20 protein-coding genes and 1 tRNA gene are annotated in these 19,630 nt (G+C 69.9%); 9 read left to right on the forward strand and 12 right to left on the reverse strand.

Annotation, left to right across the window (positions count from 1 at the left end; genetic code table 11):
• Position 1: 1 nt before the first annotated feature.
• Positions 2–1,924, reverse strand: coding sequence for an ATP-binding protein (locus tag AC07VM_RS16015; RefSeq protein ID WP_494912198.1), 1,923 nt, complete (start codon positions 1,922–1,924; stop codon positions 2–4).
• A 5-nt stretch (positions 1,925–1,929) separates the two neighbouring features.
• A complete protein-coding gene (locus tag AC07VM_RS16020) occupies positions 1,930–3,483 on the reverse strand; it encodes a carboxyl transferase domain-containing protein (protein ID WP_494912200.1) in 1,554 nt (517 codons plus the stop codon).
• 110 nt (positions 3,484–3,593) lie between these two features.
• On the opposite strand from AC07VM_RS16020, the gene AC07VM_RS16025 reads away from it, so the two are divergent.
• Positions 3,594–4,199 (forward strand): TetR/AcrR family transcriptional regulator, encoded by a 606-nt coding sequence (locus AC07VM_RS16025; protein WP_267418478.1) that lies wholly within the window; start codon positions 3,594–3,596, stop codon positions 4,197–4,199.
• Here AC07VM_RS16025 and AC07VM_RS16030 read toward each other — a convergent pair.
• From AC07VM_RS16030 to pdhA, 3 genes are read right to left on the reverse strand one after another with little or no spacing between them, the layout of a single operon-like run.
• Positions 4,192–5,550: a dihydrolipoamide acetyltransferase family protein gene (locus tag AC07VM_RS16030; RefSeq protein WP_494912201.1), complete on the reverse strand. Its 1,359-nt coding sequence runs from the start codon at positions 5,548–5,550 to the stop codon at positions 4,192–4,194. The genes AC07VM_RS16025 and AC07VM_RS16030 overlap by 8 nt on opposite strands.
• Positions 5,547–6,557, reverse strand: a complete 1,011-nt coding sequence (locus AC07VM_RS16035; RefSeq protein ID WP_494912203.1) for an alpha-ketoacid dehydrogenase subunit beta — start codon at positions 6,555–6,557, stop codon at positions 5,547–5,549. The genes AC07VM_RS16030 and AC07VM_RS16035 overlap by 4 nt, the downstream gene beginning before the upstream one ends.
• A complete protein-coding gene (gene pdhA / locus AC07VM_RS16040) occupies positions 6,554–7,675 on the reverse strand; it encodes a pyruvate dehydrogenase (acetyl-transferring) E1 component subunit alpha (RefSeq protein WP_494912205.1) in 1,122 nt (373 codons plus the stop codon). The genes AC07VM_RS16035 and pdhA overlap by 4 nt, the downstream gene beginning before the upstream one ends.
• 171 nt (positions 7,676–7,846) lie before the next feature.
• Here pdhA and AC07VM_RS16045 point away from each other — a divergent pair, with 171 nt between their 5' ends.
• Positions 7,847–8,320 carry an Lrp/AsnC family transcriptional regulator gene (locus AC07VM_RS16045; RefSeq protein ID WP_267418470.1) on the forward strand — a complete coding sequence of 158 codons (474 nt, stop codon included), beginning with the start codon at positions 7,847–7,849 and terminating at the stop codon, positions 8,318–8,320.
• Here the strand turns inward: AC07VM_RS16045 and AC07VM_RS16050 are convergent.
• Positions 8,292–9,191, reverse strand: a complete 900-nt coding sequence (locus AC07VM_RS16050; protein ID WP_494912206.1) for an alpha/beta fold hydrolase — start codon at positions 9,189–9,191, stop codon at positions 8,292–8,294. The genes AC07VM_RS16045 and AC07VM_RS16050 overlap by 29 nt on opposite strands.
• A gap of 66 nt (positions 9,192–9,257) precedes the next feature.
• Here AC07VM_RS16050 and AC07VM_RS16055 point away from each other — a divergent pair, with 66 nt between their 5' ends.
• From AC07VM_RS16055 to AC07VM_RS16065, 3 genes are all read left to right on the forward strand, one after another.
• A complete protein-coding gene (locus AC07VM_RS16055; protein ID WP_494912208.1) occupies positions 9,258–9,983 on the forward strand; it encodes a 3'-5' exonuclease in 726 nt (241 codons plus the stop codon).
• 40 nt (positions 9,984–10,023) lie between these two features.
• Positions 10,024–10,938: a helix-turn-helix transcriptional regulator gene (locus tag AC07VM_RS16060; protein WP_267418464.1), complete on the forward strand. Its 915-nt coding sequence runs from the start codon at positions 10,024–10,026 to the stop codon at positions 10,936–10,938.
• 174 nt (positions 10,939–11,112) lie between these two features.
• Positions 11,113–11,430 carry a DUF7882 family protein gene (locus AC07VM_RS16065; RefSeq protein WP_494912210.1) on the forward strand — a complete coding sequence of 106 codons (318 nt, stop codon included), beginning with the start codon at positions 11,113–11,115 and terminating at the stop codon, positions 11,428–11,430.
• 44 nt (positions 11,431–11,474) lie between these two features.
• On the opposite strand, the gene AC07VM_RS16070 is transcribed toward AC07VM_RS16065, so the two are convergent.
• Together AC07VM_RS16070 and AC07VM_RS16075 are read right to left on the reverse strand one after the other, a co-directional pair.
• Complete coding sequence (locus AC07VM_RS16070) at positions 11,475–11,735, reverse strand: DUF6458 family protein (RefSeq protein ID WP_267418462.1); 261 nt, start codon at positions 11,733–11,735, stop codon at positions 11,475–11,477.
• 118 nt (positions 11,736–11,853) lie between these two features.
• Positions 11,854–13,074 (reverse strand): globin domain-containing protein, encoded by a 1,221-nt coding sequence (locus AC07VM_RS16075; RefSeq protein ID WP_494912211.1) that lies wholly within the window; start codon positions 13,072–13,074, stop codon positions 11,854–11,856.
• A 128-nt stretch (positions 13,075–13,202) separates the two neighbouring features.
• Between AC07VM_RS16075 and AC07VM_RS16080 the strand changes: the two genes are divergently transcribed.
• The 3 genes from AC07VM_RS16080 (at position 13,203) to AC07VM_RS16090 (ending at position 16,017) form a co-directional block, all read left to right on the forward strand.
• Positions 13,203–13,859, forward strand: a complete 657-nt coding sequence (locus AC07VM_RS16080) for a winged helix-turn-helix transcriptional regulator (RefSeq protein WP_494912212.1) — start codon at positions 13,203–13,205, stop codon at positions 13,857–13,859.
• A gap of 197 nt (positions 13,860–14,056) precedes the next feature.
• Positions 14,057–15,484: a DHA2 family efflux MFS transporter permease subunit gene (locus AC07VM_RS16085; protein ID WP_494912214.1), complete on the forward strand. Its 1,428-nt coding sequence runs from the start codon at positions 14,057–14,059 to the stop codon at positions 15,482–15,484.
• A 98-nt stretch (positions 15,485–15,582) separates the two neighbouring features.
• Entirely contained in the window at positions 15,583–16,017 is a 435-nt protein-coding gene (locus tag AC07VM_RS16090; protein ID WP_494912215.1) for a universal stress protein, read from the forward strand.
• 110 nt (positions 16,018–16,127) lie between these two features.
• Here AC07VM_RS16090 and AC07VM_RS16095 read toward each other — a convergent pair.
• Positions 16,128–16,201 (reverse strand) — tRNA-Ile (locus AC07VM_RS16095).
• 30 nt (positions 16,202–16,231) lie between these two features.
• The gene (locus tag AC07VM_RS16100) at positions 16,232–16,768 is read right to left on the reverse strand and encodes a gamma carbonic anhydrase family protein (protein ID WP_494912216.1); all 537 of its coding nucleotides are present in this window, start codon (positions 16,766–16,768) and stop codon (positions 16,232–16,234) included.
• A 130-nt stretch (positions 16,769–16,898) separates the two neighbouring features.
• Between AC07VM_RS16100 and AC07VM_RS16105 the strand changes: the two genes are divergently transcribed.
• Complete coding sequence (locus AC07VM_RS16105; protein WP_494912217.1) at positions 16,899–17,384, forward strand: Dps family protein; 486 nt, start codon at positions 16,899–16,901, stop codon at positions 17,382–17,384.
• A 74-nt stretch (positions 17,385–17,458) separates the two neighbouring features.
• Here AC07VM_RS16105 and AC07VM_RS16110 read toward each other — a convergent pair whose 3' ends face one another.
• Both AC07VM_RS16110 and AC07VM_RS16115 read right to left on the reverse strand, forming a co-directional pair.
• Positions 17,459–18,955, reverse strand: a complete 1,497-nt coding sequence (locus tag AC07VM_RS16110; protein ID WP_494912218.1) for an amidohydrolase — start codon at positions 18,953–18,955, stop codon at positions 17,459–17,461.
• Positions 18,952–19,593, reverse strand: a complete 642-nt coding sequence (locus AC07VM_RS16115; RefSeq protein ID WP_494912219.1) for an FMN-binding negative transcriptional regulator — start codon at positions 19,591–19,593, stop codon at positions 18,952–18,954. The genes AC07VM_RS16110 and AC07VM_RS16115 overlap by 4 nt, the downstream gene beginning before the upstream one ends.
• Between the last annotated feature and the right edge of the window lie 37 nt (positions 19,594–19,630).

Consider the following 19,630-nt stretch of genomic DNA (forward strand, 5'->3'; position numbering starts at 1 on the left):
ATCAACTCTCCTCCGTCGTCACACGGGCGACCGGTTGGTCGCGCCGCACCTGATCGCCCACGGCGACCAGCAGATGCACCACGCCGTCGTGCGGCGCGAGCACCTGGTGCTCCATCTTCATCGCCTCGATCGCGACCAGCGGGTCGCCGGCCGACACGGTGTCGCCGTCCGAGACGTGCACGGCGACCACACTGCCCGGCATGGGTGCCCGTCCCTCCGGCTCCGTCGCCGCCGAACCCGCCTCCCGGGCGGCGAGACGACGCAGCATCCGCTGTCGTCGGTCGAGCGGGCGCAGTCGGACCGTGTGGCCCTCCTCCGCGACCCACACCGCCCCCTCGGCATCCACGGCGGCACGCACGGGACGTCGCGAAGCCGCTCCCGGAGCAGACTCGAGCTCGACCGTCTCGTCGTCGTCGGTGAGCGCCACGAAACGTCCTGATGCCACGCTCTCGGCCCCGAGCCGCCACCCCGGTCGCTCGCGCCACAGATCGCTCGTGCGGGGCGGAGTGCTCGGCACCGCGACGGCATCCGCGGCCGCCGCGAGCTGCGCGGACGAGGGGTGCTCGACCGCCAGGGGCAGCAGGGTCTCGATGAGGCCGGTGTCGAGGTCCCCCGCGACGACCCGCGCGTCACGGCAGAGCCGGCGGAGGAACGCGATGTTCGTGTCCACGCCCAGCACGACCGTGCGGGCGAGAGCGTCGTCGAGCCGCGCGAGGGCGGTGGCGCGATCGTCGGCGAACGCGATCACCTTGGCGATCATCGGGTCGTAGAACCCGGTCACCTCGCTGCCGGTCTCGATCGCGGCGTCGACGCGCACCCCGACCGGCTCCTCGAACAGCAGGACCGTGCCGGTGGAGGGGAGGAAGCCGCGCTCGGGCGACTCCGCGTACACCCGCGCCTCGACCGCATGGCCGCGGAGCCGGGGAGTGACGTCCAGCGCGAGCCCATCCGCGGCCCGGAGCTGGAGGGCGACCAGGTCGAGACCGGTGACCTCCTCGGTCACCGGATGCTCCACCTGCAGCCGCGTGTTCATCTCGATGAAGAAGACCTCGTCCGGCGCGTCGGCATCGACGAGGAACTCCACGGTGCCGGCGCCGACGTACTCGACGCTCTCCGCGGCGAGCACCGCGGCGGACAGCAGTCGCTCACGCGTGTGCGCGGGGATGCCGGCGGACGGCGCCTCCTCGATCACCTTCTGATGGCGACGCTGGAGCGTGCACTCGCGCTCGCCGAGGGCGACGACCGTCCCGTGCGTATCGCCGAACACCTGCACCTCGATGTGCCGCGGGCGGCGGATGAGCCGTTCGAGGATGAGGGAATCGTCCCCGAAGGCGGATGCCGCGACCCGTCGCGCCGACGCGAGTGCAGCTCGGAGACCCGCCGCGTCCGCGACGACCTCCATGCCCTTCCCGCCGCCGCCGGCACTCGGCTTGACGAGGAGCGGGTACCCGACCCGGTCGGCCTCCTCGGCGATCTCGAGATCGGACAGCCCCTTGGCGTCGAACCCGGGGACGACGGGCACACCGTAGCGCAGCACGTGTTCACGAGCGCGCGCCTTGTCCCCCATGATCTGCAGGGCGTCGACGGACGGACCGATGAACACGATGCCGCTCTCTGCGCAGGCCTCGGCGAGTCCGACGCTCTCGGAGAGGAAGCCGTAGCCCGGGTGGATCGCCTGCGCCCCCGTGCGGCGGGCTGCGGCGATCACCGCATCGATGTCGAGGTAGGAGTCGGAAGCGGGTGCGGGGCCGATCCGCACGGCGACGTCGGCCTCGCGCACATGCGGTGCTGCGGCGTCGGCGTCGCTGTAGACCGCCACGCTGCGGATCCCGAGGGCGCGCAGGGTGCGGATCACGCGGCGGGCGATCTCCCCGCGGTTGGCGACGAGGACGGTGTGGAAGGAGACGGTGTTCGACGGCGACATGGCACTCACATCCGGAAGACGCCGAAGCGCGGCTCGGGCAGCGGACTGCGGGCGACGACGTCGAGGGCGAGGCCCAGGAGGTCGCGGGTCTGCGCGGGATCGACGATGCCGTCGTCCCACAGGCGGGCGGTGGCGTAGTAGGGCTCGCCCTGGTTCTCGTACTGCTCGCGGATCGGGTCCTCGAATGCGGCGCGCTCGTCACCGGTCCAGGACTCCCCTCGGGCGGTGAGCTGATCCTCCTTGACGGTGGCCAGGACCGACGCGGCCTGCGCCCCGCCCATGACCGAGATCCGGCTCGCGGGCCAGGTCCAGAGGAACCGCGGCGAGTACGCGCGCCCGCACATCGAGTAGTTCCCCGCACCGAAGGAGCCGCCGATGATGACGGTGAGCTTCGGCACCCGGGTGCTGGCGACAGCGGTGACCATCTTCGCGCCGTCCTTCGCGATCCCTCCGGCCTCGGCGTCGGACCCGACCATGAAGCCCGTGATGTTCTGGAGGAAGAGGAGCGGGATGCCGCGCTGGTCGCACAGCTCGATGAAGTGCGCCCCCTTGAGCGCGGATTCGCTGAACAGGACCCCGTTGTTCGCGACGATGCCGACCGGGTGACCGTGGAGGCGTGCGAAGCCCGTGACGAGCGTGGTTCCGTACGCCGGCTTGAACTCCAGGAACGTGTCGCCGTCGACCAGACGCGAGATCACCTCGTGCACGTCGTACCCGGCGTTCACGTCGACGGGGACGACGTCGTACAGCGGAGTGAGCTCGGACGGCGGTCGACTGCGCTGCACCTCCCAGGCGGGAGCCGCGGGCGGAGGGAGCGTGGCGACGATGTCGCGGAGGATCTCGAGAGCGTGCTCGTCGTCCTCCGCCAGGTGATCGACGACACCGCTCCGTCGCGCGTGCAGCTCGCCGCCACCCAGCTCCTCCGCCGTCACCACCTCGCCGATCGCGGCCTTCACCAGCGGCGGGCCGCCGAGGAAGATGGTGCCCTGTCCGCGCACGATCACGGTCTCGTCGCTCATGGCGGGAACGTAGGCGCCACCGGCCGTGCACGAGCCGAGCACCGCCGCGAGCTGCGGGATCCCCTCGGCCGACATACGGGCCTGGTTGAAGAAGATCCGGCCGAAGTGCTCCCGATCGGGGAAGACCTCGTCCTGTTTCGGCAGGAACGCTCCTCCCGAATCGACCAGGTACAGACAGGGCAGGCGGTTCTCGAGCGCGATCTCCTGCGCGCGCAGGTGCTTCTTCACCGTGAGCGGGTAGTACGTGCCGCCCTTCACGGTCGCGTCGTTGCAGACGACCATCACCTGGCGTCCGTGGACGAGCCCGATGCCGGCGATGACTCCGGCGCCCGGCGCCTCTCCCCCGTAAAGTCCGTCGGCGGCGAGCGGTGCGACCTCGAGGAAGGGGCTGCCCTCGTCGAGCACCCGCGTGACGCGGTCCCGAGGGAGCAGCTTGCCGCGCGACACATGCCGCTCGCGAGACGCCTCCGGTCCCCCGCGGGCGGCTTTCGCGAGGCGCTCGCGCAGCTCCTGCGCGAGGGACTCCTGGGTTGCGGGCATCGTGACGTCCTCCTCGACTCACGTTCGCGCGGGCGAGCCCTGGCGCGGTGCAGGCATTCTCGGTTAGTGTTCACTAACCCGTTCGATCAGGTTAGCGAGGATTAACTGAGATGACAAGCCCGGTCACCGCCCGCGACCGCGCCAAGGCCGAACGGTCCGACGCGATCCTGCACGCTGCCGCACGACTCTTCGCCGCGCGCGGCTACAGCGGCGTGAGCCTCGAGGACATCGGGGCAGCCGTGGGCGTGTCCGGTCCCGCCGTGTACCGTCACTTCGCCGGCAAGCAGGCCCTGCTGGGGGCGGTGCTGGTGAAGGTCAGCCAGGACCTCATCCATGGCGGGGGTCGTGTGGCCGAGGAGGCTGCCGCCCCCGATGAGCGGATGCGTGCGCTGATCCGCTTCCACGTGGAGTTCGCCCTCGGCAACGCCGAGGTCATCCAGGTGCAGGACCGCGACGTCGCGTTCCTGTCCTCCGCCGACCGCGCCGAGGTCCGCCGTCTGCAGCGCGCCTACATCGAGCTCTGGATGGACGCGCTCTCCCCGCTGCATCCGTCCGACGCCGACACGGATCGGGACGAGCTGCGTCTGCGGGTGCAGGCGTGCTTCGGTCTGATCAACTCGACCCCGCACAGCACCCGGGCTGCCGCCCGACGCCACTCCGCCACCGCGACCGTGCTGGTCGCGATGGCGGAGGCCGCACTGCGAGCGCCTAGCTGAGCAGCATCGCCCGTCCGGGCTCCTCGAGGATGTCGGCGACGTCCTTGAGGAACCGCGCCCCCTCGGCTCCGTCCACCAGACGGTGGTCGAACGAGAGGCTCAGGGTCATGACCTGACGCAGGGCGATGTCTCCCCGGAACTCCCACGGCTGTCGGCGGACGGCGCCGACAGCGAGGATCCCGGACTGACCGGGCGGGAGGATCGGTGTGCCCGCGTCGACTCCGAACACCCCGATGTTCGAGATCGAGAAGGTCCCGCCGGCGAGTTCGGCCGGGGAGGTCTTCCCCGAGCGCGCCACCTCTGCGAGAGTCTTCACGGCGTCGGCCAGCCCCACCAGGGTCAGGCGTTCCGCGTCGCGGATCATCGGGACGATGAGGCCCCGCTCCGTCGCCGCGGCGATCCCGAGATCGACGTAGTTGTGCTGAACGATCTCCCCGGCGGGCTCGTCCCAGCGCGAGTTCAGACCCGGGGTCCGACCGAGGGCGAGGCACACGGCCTTCGCCACGACGGCGAGTGGACCGATCCGGTGCTCGCTCAGCGAGCGGTCGTCGCGGAGCTTCGCGAGGAGGTCCATGGTCGCCGTCACATCGACGGTATGGAAGACCGTGACGTGCGGTGCCGTGAACGCGCTCTGCACCATCGCCGCCGCCGTGTGCTTGCGCACTCCGCGGATGGGGATGCGCGTCTCGCGCTCGTCCGCCGCGAGTGCCGCCGGGCTCGACGGTACGGAGGTCGCGATCGACGGCGCCTCGTCCGCTCGTGTTCCGCGTGCACCGGTGCGTTCTGCATAGGCGTCGACGTCGGCGCGGGTGATCAGCCGGTCGCCGACTTCCGAGGCCACGAGGACGAGGTCGATACCGAGCCGCTTGGCGTGCGCGCGCACCGGAGGCGTGGATCGCGGCCGCTCGACGACGGAGTCGATCGCCACGGTCGGGGCCGCATCATGCGGTGCCGCCTCGAGGACCGCCGTGTCGACGACGGCGGGCGTGCCACCGATGCGGCGCGCTCGGCGAGCTGGCCTTCCGGCAGTCGTGGGGGCGGCCCCGTAGCCGACGAGGTTCGGTTGCGCCTTCTCGGCACCGTCGTCGGACGACACCGGAGCTTCCTCTTCACCGACGACGTCGAACGCGATCAGCGGTGCACCGACGGCGACGGTCTCCCCCGCCTCCGCATGCAGTGTCGAGACCGTCCCCTCGTACGGCGACGGCAGCTCCACCACGGCCTTGGCCGTCTCCACCTCCGCGAGCGTCTGGTTGAGAGCGACCTGGTCCCCGGGGGCGACCAGCCACTGCACCACCTCGGCCTCGGTGAGTCCCTCGCCGAGGTCGGGAAGCCGGAACTCCGCGATCATGCGTCCGCTCCCGTCAAGCTGTTCGGTCGGTCGAGCACGCGGTCGACCGCGTCGAGCAGCCGGTCGAGGTCGGGCAGGTGGTACTTCTCGAGCTTCGCGGGCGGGTAGGGCACGTCGTGTCCGGTGACCCTCAGGGGCGCGGACTCCAGGTACTCGAAGCACCGTTCCGTGATGCTCGCGATCACCTCGGCGGCCACCCCGGCTTCGCGCGACGCCTCGTGCGCGACGACGACCCGTCCGGTCTTGCGGACGGATGCGGCGACGGAGTCGTAGTCGACCGGCGAGAGCGAGCGCAGATCGATCACCTCCAGCGAGATCCCCTCGTCCTCGGCGGCTTCCGCCGCCTGGAGTGCGGTGCCGACCATCGCGCCGTAGGTGATCAGCGTGGCGTCGGTACCCGCACGCACCACCCGTGCCAGGCCTATCGGCGGCGCGTCGGCCAGCGGAGCCTCGAGGTCGACCTCTCCCTTGTGGTGGTAGAGCCGCTTCGGTTCGAAGAAGATCACCGGGTCGTCGGAAGCGATCGCCTGACGCAGGCTCCGGTACGCATCCTCGGGGTTCGAGACGGCGACGACCCGGAGGCCGGCGGTGTGCACGAAGTACGCCTCCGGGGACTCGGAGTGATGCTCGGCCGCGCCGATGCCGCCCGCCCACGGGATGCGGATCGTGATCGGCATCTTCACGCGCCCCTGCGTGCGGTAGTGGAGCTTGGCCACCTGCGCGACGATCTGGTCGAACGCGGGATAGACGAAGCCGTCGAACTGGATCTCGACGACCGGACGGTATCCACGGAAAGCCAACCCCACCGCGGTCCCGACGATGCCGGACTCGGCCAGGGGCGTGTCGATCACCCGGGCGGCGCCGAACTCGTCGAGCAGACCGTCGGTGATGCGGAACACGCCGCCGAGTCGGCCGATGTCCTCGCCGAGGAGGACGACCTTGTCGTCGTCCCTCATCGCCTGACGGAGGCCGGCACCGAGCGCCTTGCCGAGGGTGAGTTCGGTCATGCTCCGGCCTCGCTCTCGAAGCTCGCGAGGTAGGCGGCGTACTCGTCGCGCTGCCGGTCGAGACCGGTGTGCGGTTCGGCGTAGACGCCGTCGAAGACGGCGAGGGGCGGGCGCGTCACCATGCCGAGGCACGCGGCGCGCATCTCCTTCGCGACGATGTCCGCTGCCGCCTGCGTGTCGGCGAGGTGCTCCTCCGACAGGTCCCCCCTCGCGCGCAGGTGGGCCTCGAGCCGGGCGATCGGGTCGCGCCGGCGCCACGACTCGAGCTCGGCCTCATCGCGGTACCGGGTCGGGTCGTCGGCCGTCGTGTGCGGGCCCATCCGGTAGGTCACGGCCTCGATGTAGGCGGGCCCCTTGCCCGAGCGCGCGTGCTCCAGGGCCCAGCGCATGGCGGCCATGCAGGCGATGACGTCGTTGCCGTCGACCCGGACGCTGGGGATCCCGAAACCGGGCGCCCGTCCGGCGATCGGGTACTGCGACTGGACCGACACCGGCTCGGAGATGGCCCAGTGGTTGTTCTGGCACACGAAGACCACGGGCGCCTGGTACGAGGAGGCGAAGATCATCGCCTCGTTGACGTCGCCCTGGCTCGTCGCACCGTCTCCGAAGTACGTCACCGCCACCTCGGCCGCGCGGTCGTGCTGGATGCCGAGCGCGTAGCCGACGGCGTGCAGCGTCTGCGCGCCGATGATGATCTGCAGCGGCGCGACGCCGAGGGCAGCGGGGTCGTATGCCGCCCCCTCTTCTCCGCGCCACATGCGGACGTAGTCGCCCGGCTGCGCGCCGCGCGCATAGATGACGCCGGTCTCGCGGTAGCTGGGGAACACGTAGTCCTCCGGGGCGAGTGCCCTGGCGGTGCCGATCTGCGTCGCCTCCTGACCCTGGCAGGGTGCCCAGAGGCCGAGCTGACCCTGTCGCTGCAAAGCGACGCCCTCGGCGTCGATGCGGCGGAGGATGACCATGTCGCGGAGCAGGGAGCGCAGCTGCTCCGCATCGACGTCGGCGACGAACGGGTCGAGCCGGGAGTTCGCGATGCGGGTTCCATCCGGCGCCAGGATGCGCTCGGCGAGCTCCAGATCCTGGGCGGTGTCTGCGATGGGGGTGATCTGCGGTGACATCGTCGTCCTCCTCGTCCTCGGCGGCCCTCGTGAGGCTCCGCGCACTGATGTCGGCGTCATCACCGGCATGGTCTGAGAGTACGTCTGCTGCACACCTCGCTCAAGCATTCGAGATCGCCTTGAGCATGTTGCTCAATATGCGTCCTATCGGTGCTGCTAGGGTTTGGCACTATGCCAGGACTGGACCGCATCGATCTCGAGCTTCTCGCCGCTCTCGCCGACGACCCGAGGACCACGATCGTCGCGCTGGCGGAGAATCTCGGCCTCTCCCGCAACACGATCCAGGCGCGGATGGCGCGCTTGGAGCAGACCGGCATCTTCCTCTCCTACGAGAGGTCGTTCTCACCGGATGTGCTCGGCTTCCCCCTGCAGGCCTTCGTGAGCATCGGCGTGCGCCAGACGGAGTTGCCGCGGATCATCAACGAGCTCGCCCGCATCCCCGAGGTCGTGCAGGCGCACGGGCTCAGCGGCTCCATCGACCTGCTCGCGCGGGTCGCGTGCCGCGACGCACGTCACCTCTTCGACACCGATGCGCGCATCCTGTCGATCGAGGGCGTCGAGCGGACCGAGACCTCCCTCGCGATGGGCGAGGTGATCCCGTTCCGGGTCGCCGGGCTCATCGGCCTCGCGCGACGGGAATCCTGAGGAAGCGTCGCACGGCACCCGCAGCCTCGGCCGGCGTCTCGTAGTGGATGAGGTGCCCCACATGGGCGATCTCGACGAGCGACGCCTCGGGGAACAGCGTGGCCAACGTGCGCTCGGCCTCGATGGGGGTGATGTCATCGCGTTCGGCGGCGACGAGCAGCGTGGGCACGTCGATCGCGGGGGCGAACTCACTGACGTCGTGGGAGACGCTCGCCACGAAGGCGTCCCGAAGCACATCTCGGTCCGAGAATCGTGAGAAGTAGGTGTCGTGCTGGTCGTGGATGAACCGACGCAGCCCCGGGTCGTTCGTCTTCGCCATCGTGATGCTCATCACGCGGACGATGATCCGGTTGCGCAGCAGCGCGGTGCCGAGCTTCTCCGGGAGCCGGGCGCCGAGGGCGTAGTAGAGCACCGCGAGGCGCGTCATCAGGCCCTTCGGCCCCTCGAGCGCGGGCGCACCGATCGGGTTGAGCAGGATCAGACGCGGCGTCTGCAGTCCTCGGGCGACGGCGGCGGACGACACGATCGATCCGAACGAGTGTCCGAGGATGACGGCGCCCGGAGCGACCGCCGCGGCGAAGTCGGTGAGCCACCCGGCATACTCGTCGAGGTCGTGTCTGCGGCCGGGCAGCGGCGCCGATTCCCCGAATCCGGGGAGATCGGGGGCGACCACCCGCACCTCCGGAAGGTAGGCGAGCACGGGTTCGAGACCGTGGTGCTCGCCGCGGAATCCGTGGACCGCGACGACCGTGGTCTCGGCGTCCTCCGGCCCGTACACCCAGTAGGCGGTGGTCGCACCGCGCACCTCGACCTCGAAGCGGCGCACGGGGAGGCGACGAAGACGATCCGCATAGGGGGAAGGCACGGTCATGCTCCGAGTCTACGAGTCGCCGTGCGCCTTCTCCTGAATGTCGGCGCCCGGCCATAGCGTGGGGACATGCCGTCCGGTCTCGCCCTCCCCGCGTGGCTCACCCGCGTCGGGGTGTTCGACCTGGAGACCACAGGGGTGGATGTGACGACCGACCGTGTCGTCACCGCATACGTGGGCGTGCTCGATGCCGAGGGTCGCGAGATCGCCGCGCGGTCCTGGTTGGCCGACCCGGGGGTCCCGATCCCCGAGGGCGCCACCGCCGTGCACGGCATCACGACGGAACACGCGCGGTCGCATGGTCGTCCCGCTCGCGAGGTCGTCGCCGAGGTCACCGCGGCACTGCGCTCGTTGTTCGACCAGGGCGTGCCCGTGGTGGCCTACAACGCGTCCTACGACTTCTCCCTGCTCGCGTTCGACGCCGTCCGGCACGATGTGGAACCGCTGGCCGACCCCTCGCCGATCATCGATCCGCTCGTGATCGACAAGGCGTACGACCGCTACCGCCGGGGGAGGCGCACACTCGAGGTCGTGGCCGCCCACTACTCGGTCGCACTCGAAGCCGCCCATGAGGCATCCGCCGACGCGATCGCCGCCGGTCGCGTGGCCCAGGCGCTGGCGCGTCAGTTCGCCCTTCCGGAGACGCCGATCGAGCTGCACACCCACCAGATCGGCTGGGCGAGATCACAGGCTGCGAGTCTCACCGAGTACTTCGTGAGCATCGGGCGCCTCGACCCCGAGGATGCTCTCGACGGAACGTGGCCCGTACGATCGATTCGGCCCGTCACCGGCTGAAGCCCCGACAGACGACGGCGCGGAGAACAAGGAGGAGCGCATGCAGTTCACCTCCACGGATGTGGAGCAGGTGGAGTCCACGTGGCAGCAGTACGTACCCTCGTCGTCGCTCCAGCGCGCTGATCCGCACCGCTTCCGCTTCGACTGGCGATCCGAAGACCTCGACGACGCGACGCTCGTGAACTACCGGCTCGCCGCGCAGGTGCACTCGACCGCCGAGCCGCACGACCAGATCCTCGTGTGCCGCGTCGACGCTCCCACCGCCCGCGTGTGGGCCGGTCGCGACACCCTGGATGCCCGTTCGCCGTGGATCTCCGACGGCACCCGGGTCGACGCGGAATGGGACCGTACCGCCGACGTCCGGGCCGTGATCTTCGATCGTCGGGCCGCCGAGGACCTTGCGCGGCAGCTCACCGGAGACGACCGGAGCGAACTGCGCGCGGCCGGACTCGTCCCCCACTCCCCCGCTGACGCGCATCGCTGGGAGAAGTCGTTCGCGTACGTCGAGCAGCTCCTCGGGACGGCGGGAGCGGAGCCCCTGCTGCGCGCCGAGCTCGAGCGGCATGCCCTGATGATGACGCTCTCGGCATTCCCCACGACCTTCAGCGATGCGCTCCGTCGACCCGCTCAGCGTTCCGGTGCGCCGGCGTCCGTCCGCCGCGCCCTGGCGTACATCGATGAGAACGCGCACCTCCCCATCACGATCGACGAGGTGGCGGCCGCGGCCTACATCTCGACGCGGGGTCTCCAGTACGCGTTCCGCCGCGCTCTCGACATCACGCCGGCACAGGCGCTGCGTCGCGCTCGGCTCGAGGGCGCCCATCGGGATCTGCAGGTCGGCGGCGCCCGCTCGGTGGGCGAGGTCGCCCGTCGCTGGGGATTCAGCAACTCGTCGCGCTTCACCGCCGCGTACCGAGAGGCCTACGGCGTTCCACCTGCGCTGCCCGCTCCGTGACACCAGGCGAACACTCTGTTCGCCTGCGACGGCGGGTCGACGCCCGACGCCGGAGCCTGCGCGCTGTCCTGGCTAGAGTTCGAGTACCCGGACCGCGCTTCTCGGTCCTTCGCGCATGCCCTCGAGGAGTCCCATGGTCCGTCCCCCGCACACCGCCGAACCCGTCACTCGCTGATGGGTAGCCTCTATTACGGAGACGCGAAGACACCGATCCAGATCGATGACCGTGCACTCGCGCATCTGAAGGTCGTCATCGCCACCAAGCTCCGTCGCAACGAGAGCTTCACCCTGTCCTGGCGGCACCCGGAAGGGGACGCGCCCGGGCGATCGACGCTGTGGCTGCACCCGTCGATCCCGCTCCGCTTCGTGTTCCAGGAGCCGGAATCACCGGAGCTGAGCAGGAAGTGGATCGAGGAGCTGGCCCACTCGGCGAGTTCGAGCGGCGGGATCATGCTCGTGGAGGAGCACCTGGAGAGCACGCCGACCGACTGACGGCTCCGCGTCGCTCCGTGCGCGGATGCCGCCAGCCGTCCTGCTCACACCGGCTCGTCGCCGCTGGAGCTGACCGATCGGCGCGTCGTCGGCTCGCCGGTGGCGGGATCGACGAACGTGCGGGACACCGTCTCCGTGCGGCGGCGACGCGCCAGCAGCACGATGCCGATGAGGAAGATGAGGACGCCGGCGCCCATCAGGATGTAGCCGACCATGTCCAGGTCGATCCACGGTACGTCCACGTTCACCGCGAAGACGAGGATCGCTCCGATCACGAAGAGGGCGATTCCACTTCCGATGCTCATGATGCCTCCCGTTCTGCGGCCCGCTGCCGCACATCACGAGGATGGCGTCGAGCGTCGATCCCGAGGAGGGGGTTGACAGCGCCCCGCCCCTTTCTTCGCCCACGCCGTGCGCGGGCCCTCAGGCGGCGTCGGTGCCGGGCTGCCGGGCCCACAGGTCCGGCCCGAAGACCTCATAGGAGATGCGGTCGGCCGGCACTCCACGGGCCATCAGGGTCTCCCGTGCGGCGCGCATGAACGCGAGCGGCCCGCACATGAAGACCACCGCGTCGTCCGGGAGCTCGACCTCGGCGAGGTCCATGCGTCCGGGAAGCGCGGGGTGCAGCGTGGGCGCGAGTTCCGCGTCGGACTCGTACCAGTTCTGTGCGCGGGCATCCTCCATCGCGAGCACCTGGCGGCGGAGCGTGGCATAGAGCGCGTGGGTGTCGTGCGCGCGATCGGCGTGGAACAGACGCACCGTGCGCGACGGCGATCGGCGTGACAGGTCTTCGAGGATGGCGGCGATCGGGGTGATGCCGATCCCGGCCGAAACGAGCACGAGCGGATGCTCGGCGTCGTCGAGGACGACGTCTCCCGCGGGCTGCGACACGTCGAGCACGGTGCCGGGATGCGCGTTCTCGTGAAGCCAGGTCGAGACCTGCCCGGCCGGCGTCTCGCCATCGCCGCGCACGCGTTTGATGGTCACGCGCAGGGTGTCGCCGCGGGGGCCGGACGAGATCGTGTACTGGCGGGGCTGGCGCGCCCCGTCCGGGAGGTCCACGGCGATCGCCACGTACTGTCCGGTGCGGTGCGGCGCCACTTCGCCGGTCACGGGCGCCAGGAGCAGCGAGATCACGTCCGGCGACTCCTCGATCCGCTCCACGACGCGGTGCGCGCGCCACGGCTGCTCCGGGTCGGTCCCGCCCAGCGCGTAGAGCTTGGCCTCCTCCGCGATGAGGGAGCAACCGAAGAGCCAGTAGACCTCGTCCCAGGCGGCGCGCACCTCGGGTGTGACGGCGTCTCCGAGGACGACACCGACGGCATCGAGGAGATGATGTCCGACGATCGTGTACTGCCGCGCCTGGATCCCGAGCGACACGTGCTTGTGGGCGATCCGCTGCATGATCGGTGTGAAGTCCGGTGCCTCCGGGTCGATGAGGTGCACGGCGAAGGCGACGACCGATGCGGCGAGGGCCTTCGGCTGCTCGCCGATCGCCTGATTCGCGCGGTTGAAGACGCGGAGCAGCTCCGGGTGCGCGGCGAACATCTCCCGGTAGAACAGCGTCGTGATCTCGTCGGCATGCTGCGCGACGACCCCGGCGGTGGCGTGGACGATGGACTCGGACTCCGGGGAGAGCGTCATGACTCCCCTTCTCGTGTTCGTCATGATCTCCACCCTCGCCGACCGTGAACGAAGGCACCGCCGGTTCCACCGGGTTATTTCCGGTCGAACATCCAGCGCGTACAGGTCGCCGCGCCTACGCTCACCACATGCCTCGTCGCGCTCACGACTTCCGCGGACTGACACAACCCCGTCGGCTCCGTCTGCTCCGCATCGTCCAGGAGAAGCCCGGACGCTCCGCCCGCGCGCTCGCCCAGGAGAGCGGCATCCCGCTCAACACCGCTCGGGATCACCTCCGGGTCCTGGAAGACGAGGGCCTGATCCGGAGCGAGACGCTGAGGGCGGGAACGCGCGGTCGTCCGCCGGTGGTGTTCCACCCGGTCCACGAAGCGTCATCGAGTTCCGTGGCCGCTGCGCGTGTCGAAGGCGCGATGACGCGAGGCCGGATGTACCGCGCGACGACGTCCGCCGGCGCGAGGAGACTCGACGCCGACGCGTTGCGCCAGGTCGACGTGCTGTATGAGCACCTCGACGACGTGGGCCTTGATCCCGTCGTCGATGAGGATGCGCTGCGGATCGACCTCGTCCCCTGCCGCTATCGGCGACAACTCGCCGAGGATCAGGATCTCGTCTGCGACGTGCATGCTCAGCTCGTGCGCGACGTGCTCCGGCAGAGCGGTGGGCCGCTGGAGGTGCAGCGTCTGGACCCCTTCGTCACCGAGCACCGCTGCCTGCTGCTGCTCACTGCTTCGGGTCACCAGAACGACGTCGACGACCATGAAGACGGAGAAGACACGCGAGGCTGAGTCCTCCCCGGAGTAGTCGCCCTGTGTGGTCGTCCTGTGCAATCGGCCCTCTGCGAGTTCCCCGTCGTCTGCGCCCGCCCTTCGCCGACTCCGCTGTGTCTTCGTCGATGGATCTATACCGTACCCCCCTAGGGTATGGTTCCGGAGGAGGGATTCCCCTCTCCACTCCTTGCCTCCTCGTCGAAACGGAGCACGTCGTGTCAGCGTCATCCTCAAGAAGTCCCGCCCGCTGGTGGGGACTCACCCTCATCGCCCTGGCGCAGTTCATGGTGATCATGGATGCATCGATCATCGGAGTCGCACTGCCGCGCATGCAGGCGGATCTCGGCTTCAGCCCGCACACCCTGTCCTGGGTCTTCAACGCCTACGTCATCGCCCTCGGTGGTCTGCTGCTGCTCGGCGGCCGACTCTCCGACCTCTTCGGGCCGCGGAAGATGTTCGCGATCGGCTGGGTCGTCCTCGCGATCAGCTCGCTCGTGGCCGGCTTCGCCGGAAACGTCCCTGTGGAACTGCTCGGCCGCATCCTGCAGGGCGTCGGCTCCGCGCTGATCGCCCCGGCCGCACTCACACTGCTGATGATGATCTTCGGCTCCAACCCCAGGGAGCTCACCAAGGCCATGGCCTTCTACGGTGCGGCGGCCCCTGCCGGTGGCACCGCCGGGGTCTTCCTCGGCGGCGTCATCACCGAGTTCGCCTCGTGGCCCTGGGTCTTCTTCATCAACGTGCCGATCGCCGTGATCGTGCTGGCCGTGATGTGGAAGGCACTCCCCGGCGGCAAGCTCGGCGCACGCGGATCCGTGGACATCCTCGGGGCTCTCACCGTGACACTCGGTCTCGCGGCCCTCGTCTACGGCATCGTGCGCGCCGAGGTCGCCGGCTGGGCATCGGCGGAGACCTGGATCGCGATCGGCATCGGCGTCGTCCTGCTGGTGCTCTTCGTGATCATCCAGAGGGTGAAGCGTGACCCGCTGATGCGCCTGTCGATCTTCCGGTCCCCGAATCTCGGGGCCGCGAACATCGCGCAGGTCCTGCTGGGCGCTGCCTGGGTGCCCATGTGGTTCTTCCTGAACCTCTACCTGCAGCAGGTCCTCGGGTTCTCCGCGTTCCCCGCGGGAGCCGCCCTGCTGCCGATGACCATCCTGATCATGATCGGGATGATCGTGCTCGCCCCGCGCATCATCGCGGCGGTCGGCCCCAAGGTCCCGATCGTTCTCGGCCTGATCATCTTGGCCGCGGGACTCGGCTGGATGGCATTCATCCGCCCCGACGGCAACTACTGGGTGGATGCCTTCGGGCCCTCCCTCGTCGTGGCATTCGGACAGGCTCTCGCCTTCATCCCGTCCCTGCAGACCGCGATCTCGGCGGCTCGACCCGAGGAAGGGGGCCTCGCCTCCGGCATCGTCAACACCAGCTACCAGGTCGGTTCCGCGATCGGGCTCGCCGTGGTCTCGGCGATCGCGGCAGGCTTCGGGTCGGGGCAGCTCGACGACCCCGTCGCTCTGACGAGCGGGTACTCGGCGGCGTTCATCGCCGCCGGCTCCATCGCGCTGCTCGGGGCCCTGCTCACGCAGATCCTCTTCCGCACGAAGAGGTCCGCCCACGCGATCGACACCCGCCAGGTGTAGCGATCACGCTGCCGCGCACGCGAGCCCGGCAGCTCCACCGCAAAGGGGGTGCCCGGGAGTCCCCGGGCACCCCGCCCCGAGATGAGAGAAGAACACACATGTCCACTCCCCGACTCCTGATCGCCTACGACGGCTCGACGAATGCGAAGAGCGCGGTCGAGACCGCCGCATCACTGTTCCCCGGCGCCGAGGCCGTCCTGCTCTACGCCCGACAGCCGATGGAGAGCTTCGCCGCCCATCTGCAGGGCCACCCGGATTTCGAGAACCTGCAGGGGCTCGCCGCCGCGGACCTGGACGCGTCCGAGCTCGTCGCTTCCGAGGGCGCGGAACTCGCGCGGGCGCACGGGCTGAAAGCCGAGCCGCTCGTCTCATCGACGGTCTCGACGGCATCCGAGGCCATCATCGAGGCGGCCGAAGAGCTCGACATCACCCTGATCGTGCTCGGCTCGCGGGGACTGCGGGGCCTCAAGGCCACGCTGCTGGGCAGCACCTCCGCGAACGTGCTCCACCAGGCCACCAGGCCACCCTGGTGATCCCTTCGGACGCCGTGGCGCGAGCTCGCAACGAGAGCAGAGCCACCGGAGACCACGCCTGAGTCGTATCGCCCCGGGGAAACCCGGAAGCGGGGCGCGGACTCGACGGGTAGGGCGGGCGGGACTTGAACCCGCGATCGTTGGGTTATGAGCCCACTGCCTTAACCAGCTTGGCCACCGCCCCGTACGGATCTCAGCCTATCGGTCGGGGCGTTCAGACCGGAGTCGCCGCCGCGTGGGTCTGCGAGTGGCCGAGGTAGATGTCCGCGTTCGCGATCAGACCGGCGCGCTCGTCCTCGTCGAGGGCACGACGCACCTTCGCCGGCACACCGGCCACGAGTGATCCGGCGGGGATCTCGGACCCGCCGAGGACCACGGCGCCGCCGGCGATCAGGCAGCCCGCTCCGATGACGGCACCGTTGAGGATGACCGCGCCCATGCCGACCAGCGTGCCGTCTCCGATCGTGCACCCGTGCACGACGGCGTTGTGCCCGATCGAGACCTTGGCACCCACGACCACGGGATGACCGGAGTCGACGTGCACCGAGACGTTGTCCTGCACGTTGGAGCCCGGTCCGATGACGATGCCTGCCGAGTCCCCGCGCAGCACGGCGTTGTACCAGACGCTCGAGCCGGCGGCGAGCGAGACGTCTCCGATGATGCGCGCGCCATCCGCCACGAACGCCGATCCGTCGATCGACGGCGCGCTCCCGGGAAGGGCGAGGACGGAGGCTTCGGCGGCGATGCTCATGAGGCGAGACTACCCTCACTGCCGCGGAAAAACGCGGAAGTGAGCCGAGCCTCAGCTTGCTTGCGGAATGTCTGAGGCTGAGTAGCGTTGTCTACATCAGATACGAGAATCCGTTCCGGAGGAGCACAAGATGAGCAAGGCACAGACCGTTTCCACCACCGCCATCGACCCGACCGTGGCTGCCGGCGCAGCCCAGTTCCTCTCCCCCGTCGTGCTCGGCCTCCAGGCCCTGACCGTCAACGGCAAGCAGGCCCACTGGCACGTCCGCGGCGCCAACTTCATCGGCGTCCACGAGCTGCTCGACACGATCGTCGCGCACGCCGGCGACTTCGCCGACACGGCCGCGGAGCGCATCGTCGCCCTGGGTCTGCCGATCGACGCGCGTGTGAACGCCGTCTCGGAGAAGGCCGGCGCCACCGCGGTCCCCGCAGGCTTCACCCCGTCGGACGACCTCGTCCGCGCGGTCATCTCCGACATCGACGCCATCCTCGTTGACGTCAAGGCTGCGGTCGAAGGCCTCGACGAGGTCGACCTGACCAGCCAGGACGTCGCGATCGAGATCCAGCGCGGCCTCGAGAAGGACCGCTGGTTCCTGGTCTCGCACATCGCCGCCTGATCAAGGTCGCCTGACACTCGAAGGGGTGGTCCTCGGTTCTCCGAGGACCACCCCTTCGTCGTGCGTTCCGCGGGTTACGCGGTGTGCGTGACGTGACCGGCCAGCACCGTGGCGACGACCGGCATGGACCGGAGACCCTCCCCCGTCGCGGTGCGCGGGTCGACGGCGCAGAGGACGATGTCGGCCGGTTCCCCCGGGCGCAGGGTCGACCGCACACTCGCCTCGATCGCCTGGTCGACCGTGATCCGCTCCTCCGGATGCCACGGCTCCCGCTCATCGTCGGTGCGCGATACGGCGGCGGAGATGGCGTGCCACGGATCGAGCTCGGAAACCGGAGCATCGGATCCGAAGCGCAGATGCGCTCCGGCGTCGCGCAGGGAGGCGAGCGGGTAGCCGATCGCGGTCTGCTCCGCCCAATGGCGGTCGACCAGATCGCGGTCGTCGACCGCATGCTGCGGTTGGACGCTGGCGAAGACGCCGAGACGCGCGAACCGGGCGAGGTCCGCGTGCCGCACCAGTTGCACGTGCTCGATCGAGCCGACGGCACCCGTGGTGGTGAACGCGTCCAGCGCCGAGGTGATCGCCCGGTCGCCGATCGCATGCACGGCGACGGCCAACCCGGAGCCGGTCGCCCGGGTCAGGAGTGCGACGAGCTCGTCGGACGGAACCGTAAGCACCCCGAAGTTGCCCGGATCGCCGGGATAGGCGTGCGAGCAGGCTGCCGTGCGCGTTCCGAGAGAGCCGTCGGTGATGACCTTCAGGGGGCCGACATGGATGAGCCCCCGTCCGGCGACCGGGACGTCGGGCTCCTCGCGGAGCTCTCCCGTGCGCAGACCGGCGGCGATCGCGCGCTCGAGGTCGAACGGGTACACGGCGAACTCGACGCGGTGCGAGGCGAATCCCGCCTGGACGCGACGGGGCCACGCCTCCGCGCTCCACGCCATGTCGAAGTCGACCAGACCGGTGATGCCGCGCGCGGCCGCCTGCTCCCCCGCGCGCATCATCGCACGGTCGCCATGGGCGGCATCGACCGCGTTCAGGCGACGGGAGATCTCGAACGCGTCCGTCTCGCGCAGGACCCCGTCATCGGTGCGGAACCCTTCTCGCGCCAGGGCGGCCGTGTTGAGCCAGACGCTGTGCACATCGGCGTTGATGAGGTAGGTCGGGACCACGCCGGTCGCGGCGTCGAGGACCTCGAGCGATGGCCGGTCGGCCCACAGGGCGTCGCGGAACCCGGTCCCGACACGACGCCCGTCCGGGAGCGCTGCGACGTCGCTCATCGCCGCGGCCGCCGCCGCAGCGGAGTCCGCCTGGCCCAGCGGTGCGCGCTCCGACGTCAGAGCCCACTGCACGGTGTGGACGTGGTTGTCCCACAGTCCGGGCACCGCCCAGGTGCCGTCTGCGTCGATCACCTCGCCCCGCGCCGGCAACGCGCCGGTGGGAGCGATGTCGACGATGCGTCCATCCGCGATGAAGATGTCCACCGGCTCGTCGTCGATCAGGAACTCGCGTCCCGGTCCGGCGATCCGCACGGCCCTGATGGTGTCGATCGCGGTTCCGCGTTCCGTCACTGCTTTCCTCCTCGGCGCGCATCCTGCGCACGCCGCATCTCCGCGGCCAGGGCCGGGTTCGTGTACGGGCCATCGTCCGTGAGCGCGGCGATGACCGTCTCGATCGTCTCCGGCGACTTGTTCTGGCTGAGCTTCCTCTTGGCGACGACCCGGGTCGGGGTCAGCCGGAATCCGACCGTCCCCGCCGCGAGCCGCTCCACGTAGGCCGGGTCGTTCGGGCGCTCCCACATCCGGCGCGGCTCCGGCATCCTCGACTCGAATCGCTCCACCAGTCGGTCGAGGACCATGAGATTCTCCTCGGCGGTGAGGATCTCCGGCACGCCCGCGAGGTGCACCGCGGTGTAGTTCCACGTGGGGACCGCCGGGACATCGCCGTACCACCCAGGCGAGATGTAGCCGTGCGGTCCCTGGAAGACGATGAGGAGCTCGCGCGCCCCCATCCCGTGGATCAGATCATCCGGGCGCCCGACGTGACCGACGACGGTGAGGTCGTCGCGCGCGTCGTCCAGGAGCACGGCGTAGTGCGAGGCGACCAGCCCCTCGTCGGCGGCACTCATGATCGTCGCCCACGGATTCGCCTCGATCACTCGGCGGATCTCGGGCACATCGGCCAGCGTGAAGCTGGGATTCTGTCGCATCCGTTCAGCCTAGAACCGTTGTGTCGATCGGGGGCGG

Source organism: Microbacterium sp. GW821-FHT01D02 (assembly GCF_059422585.1).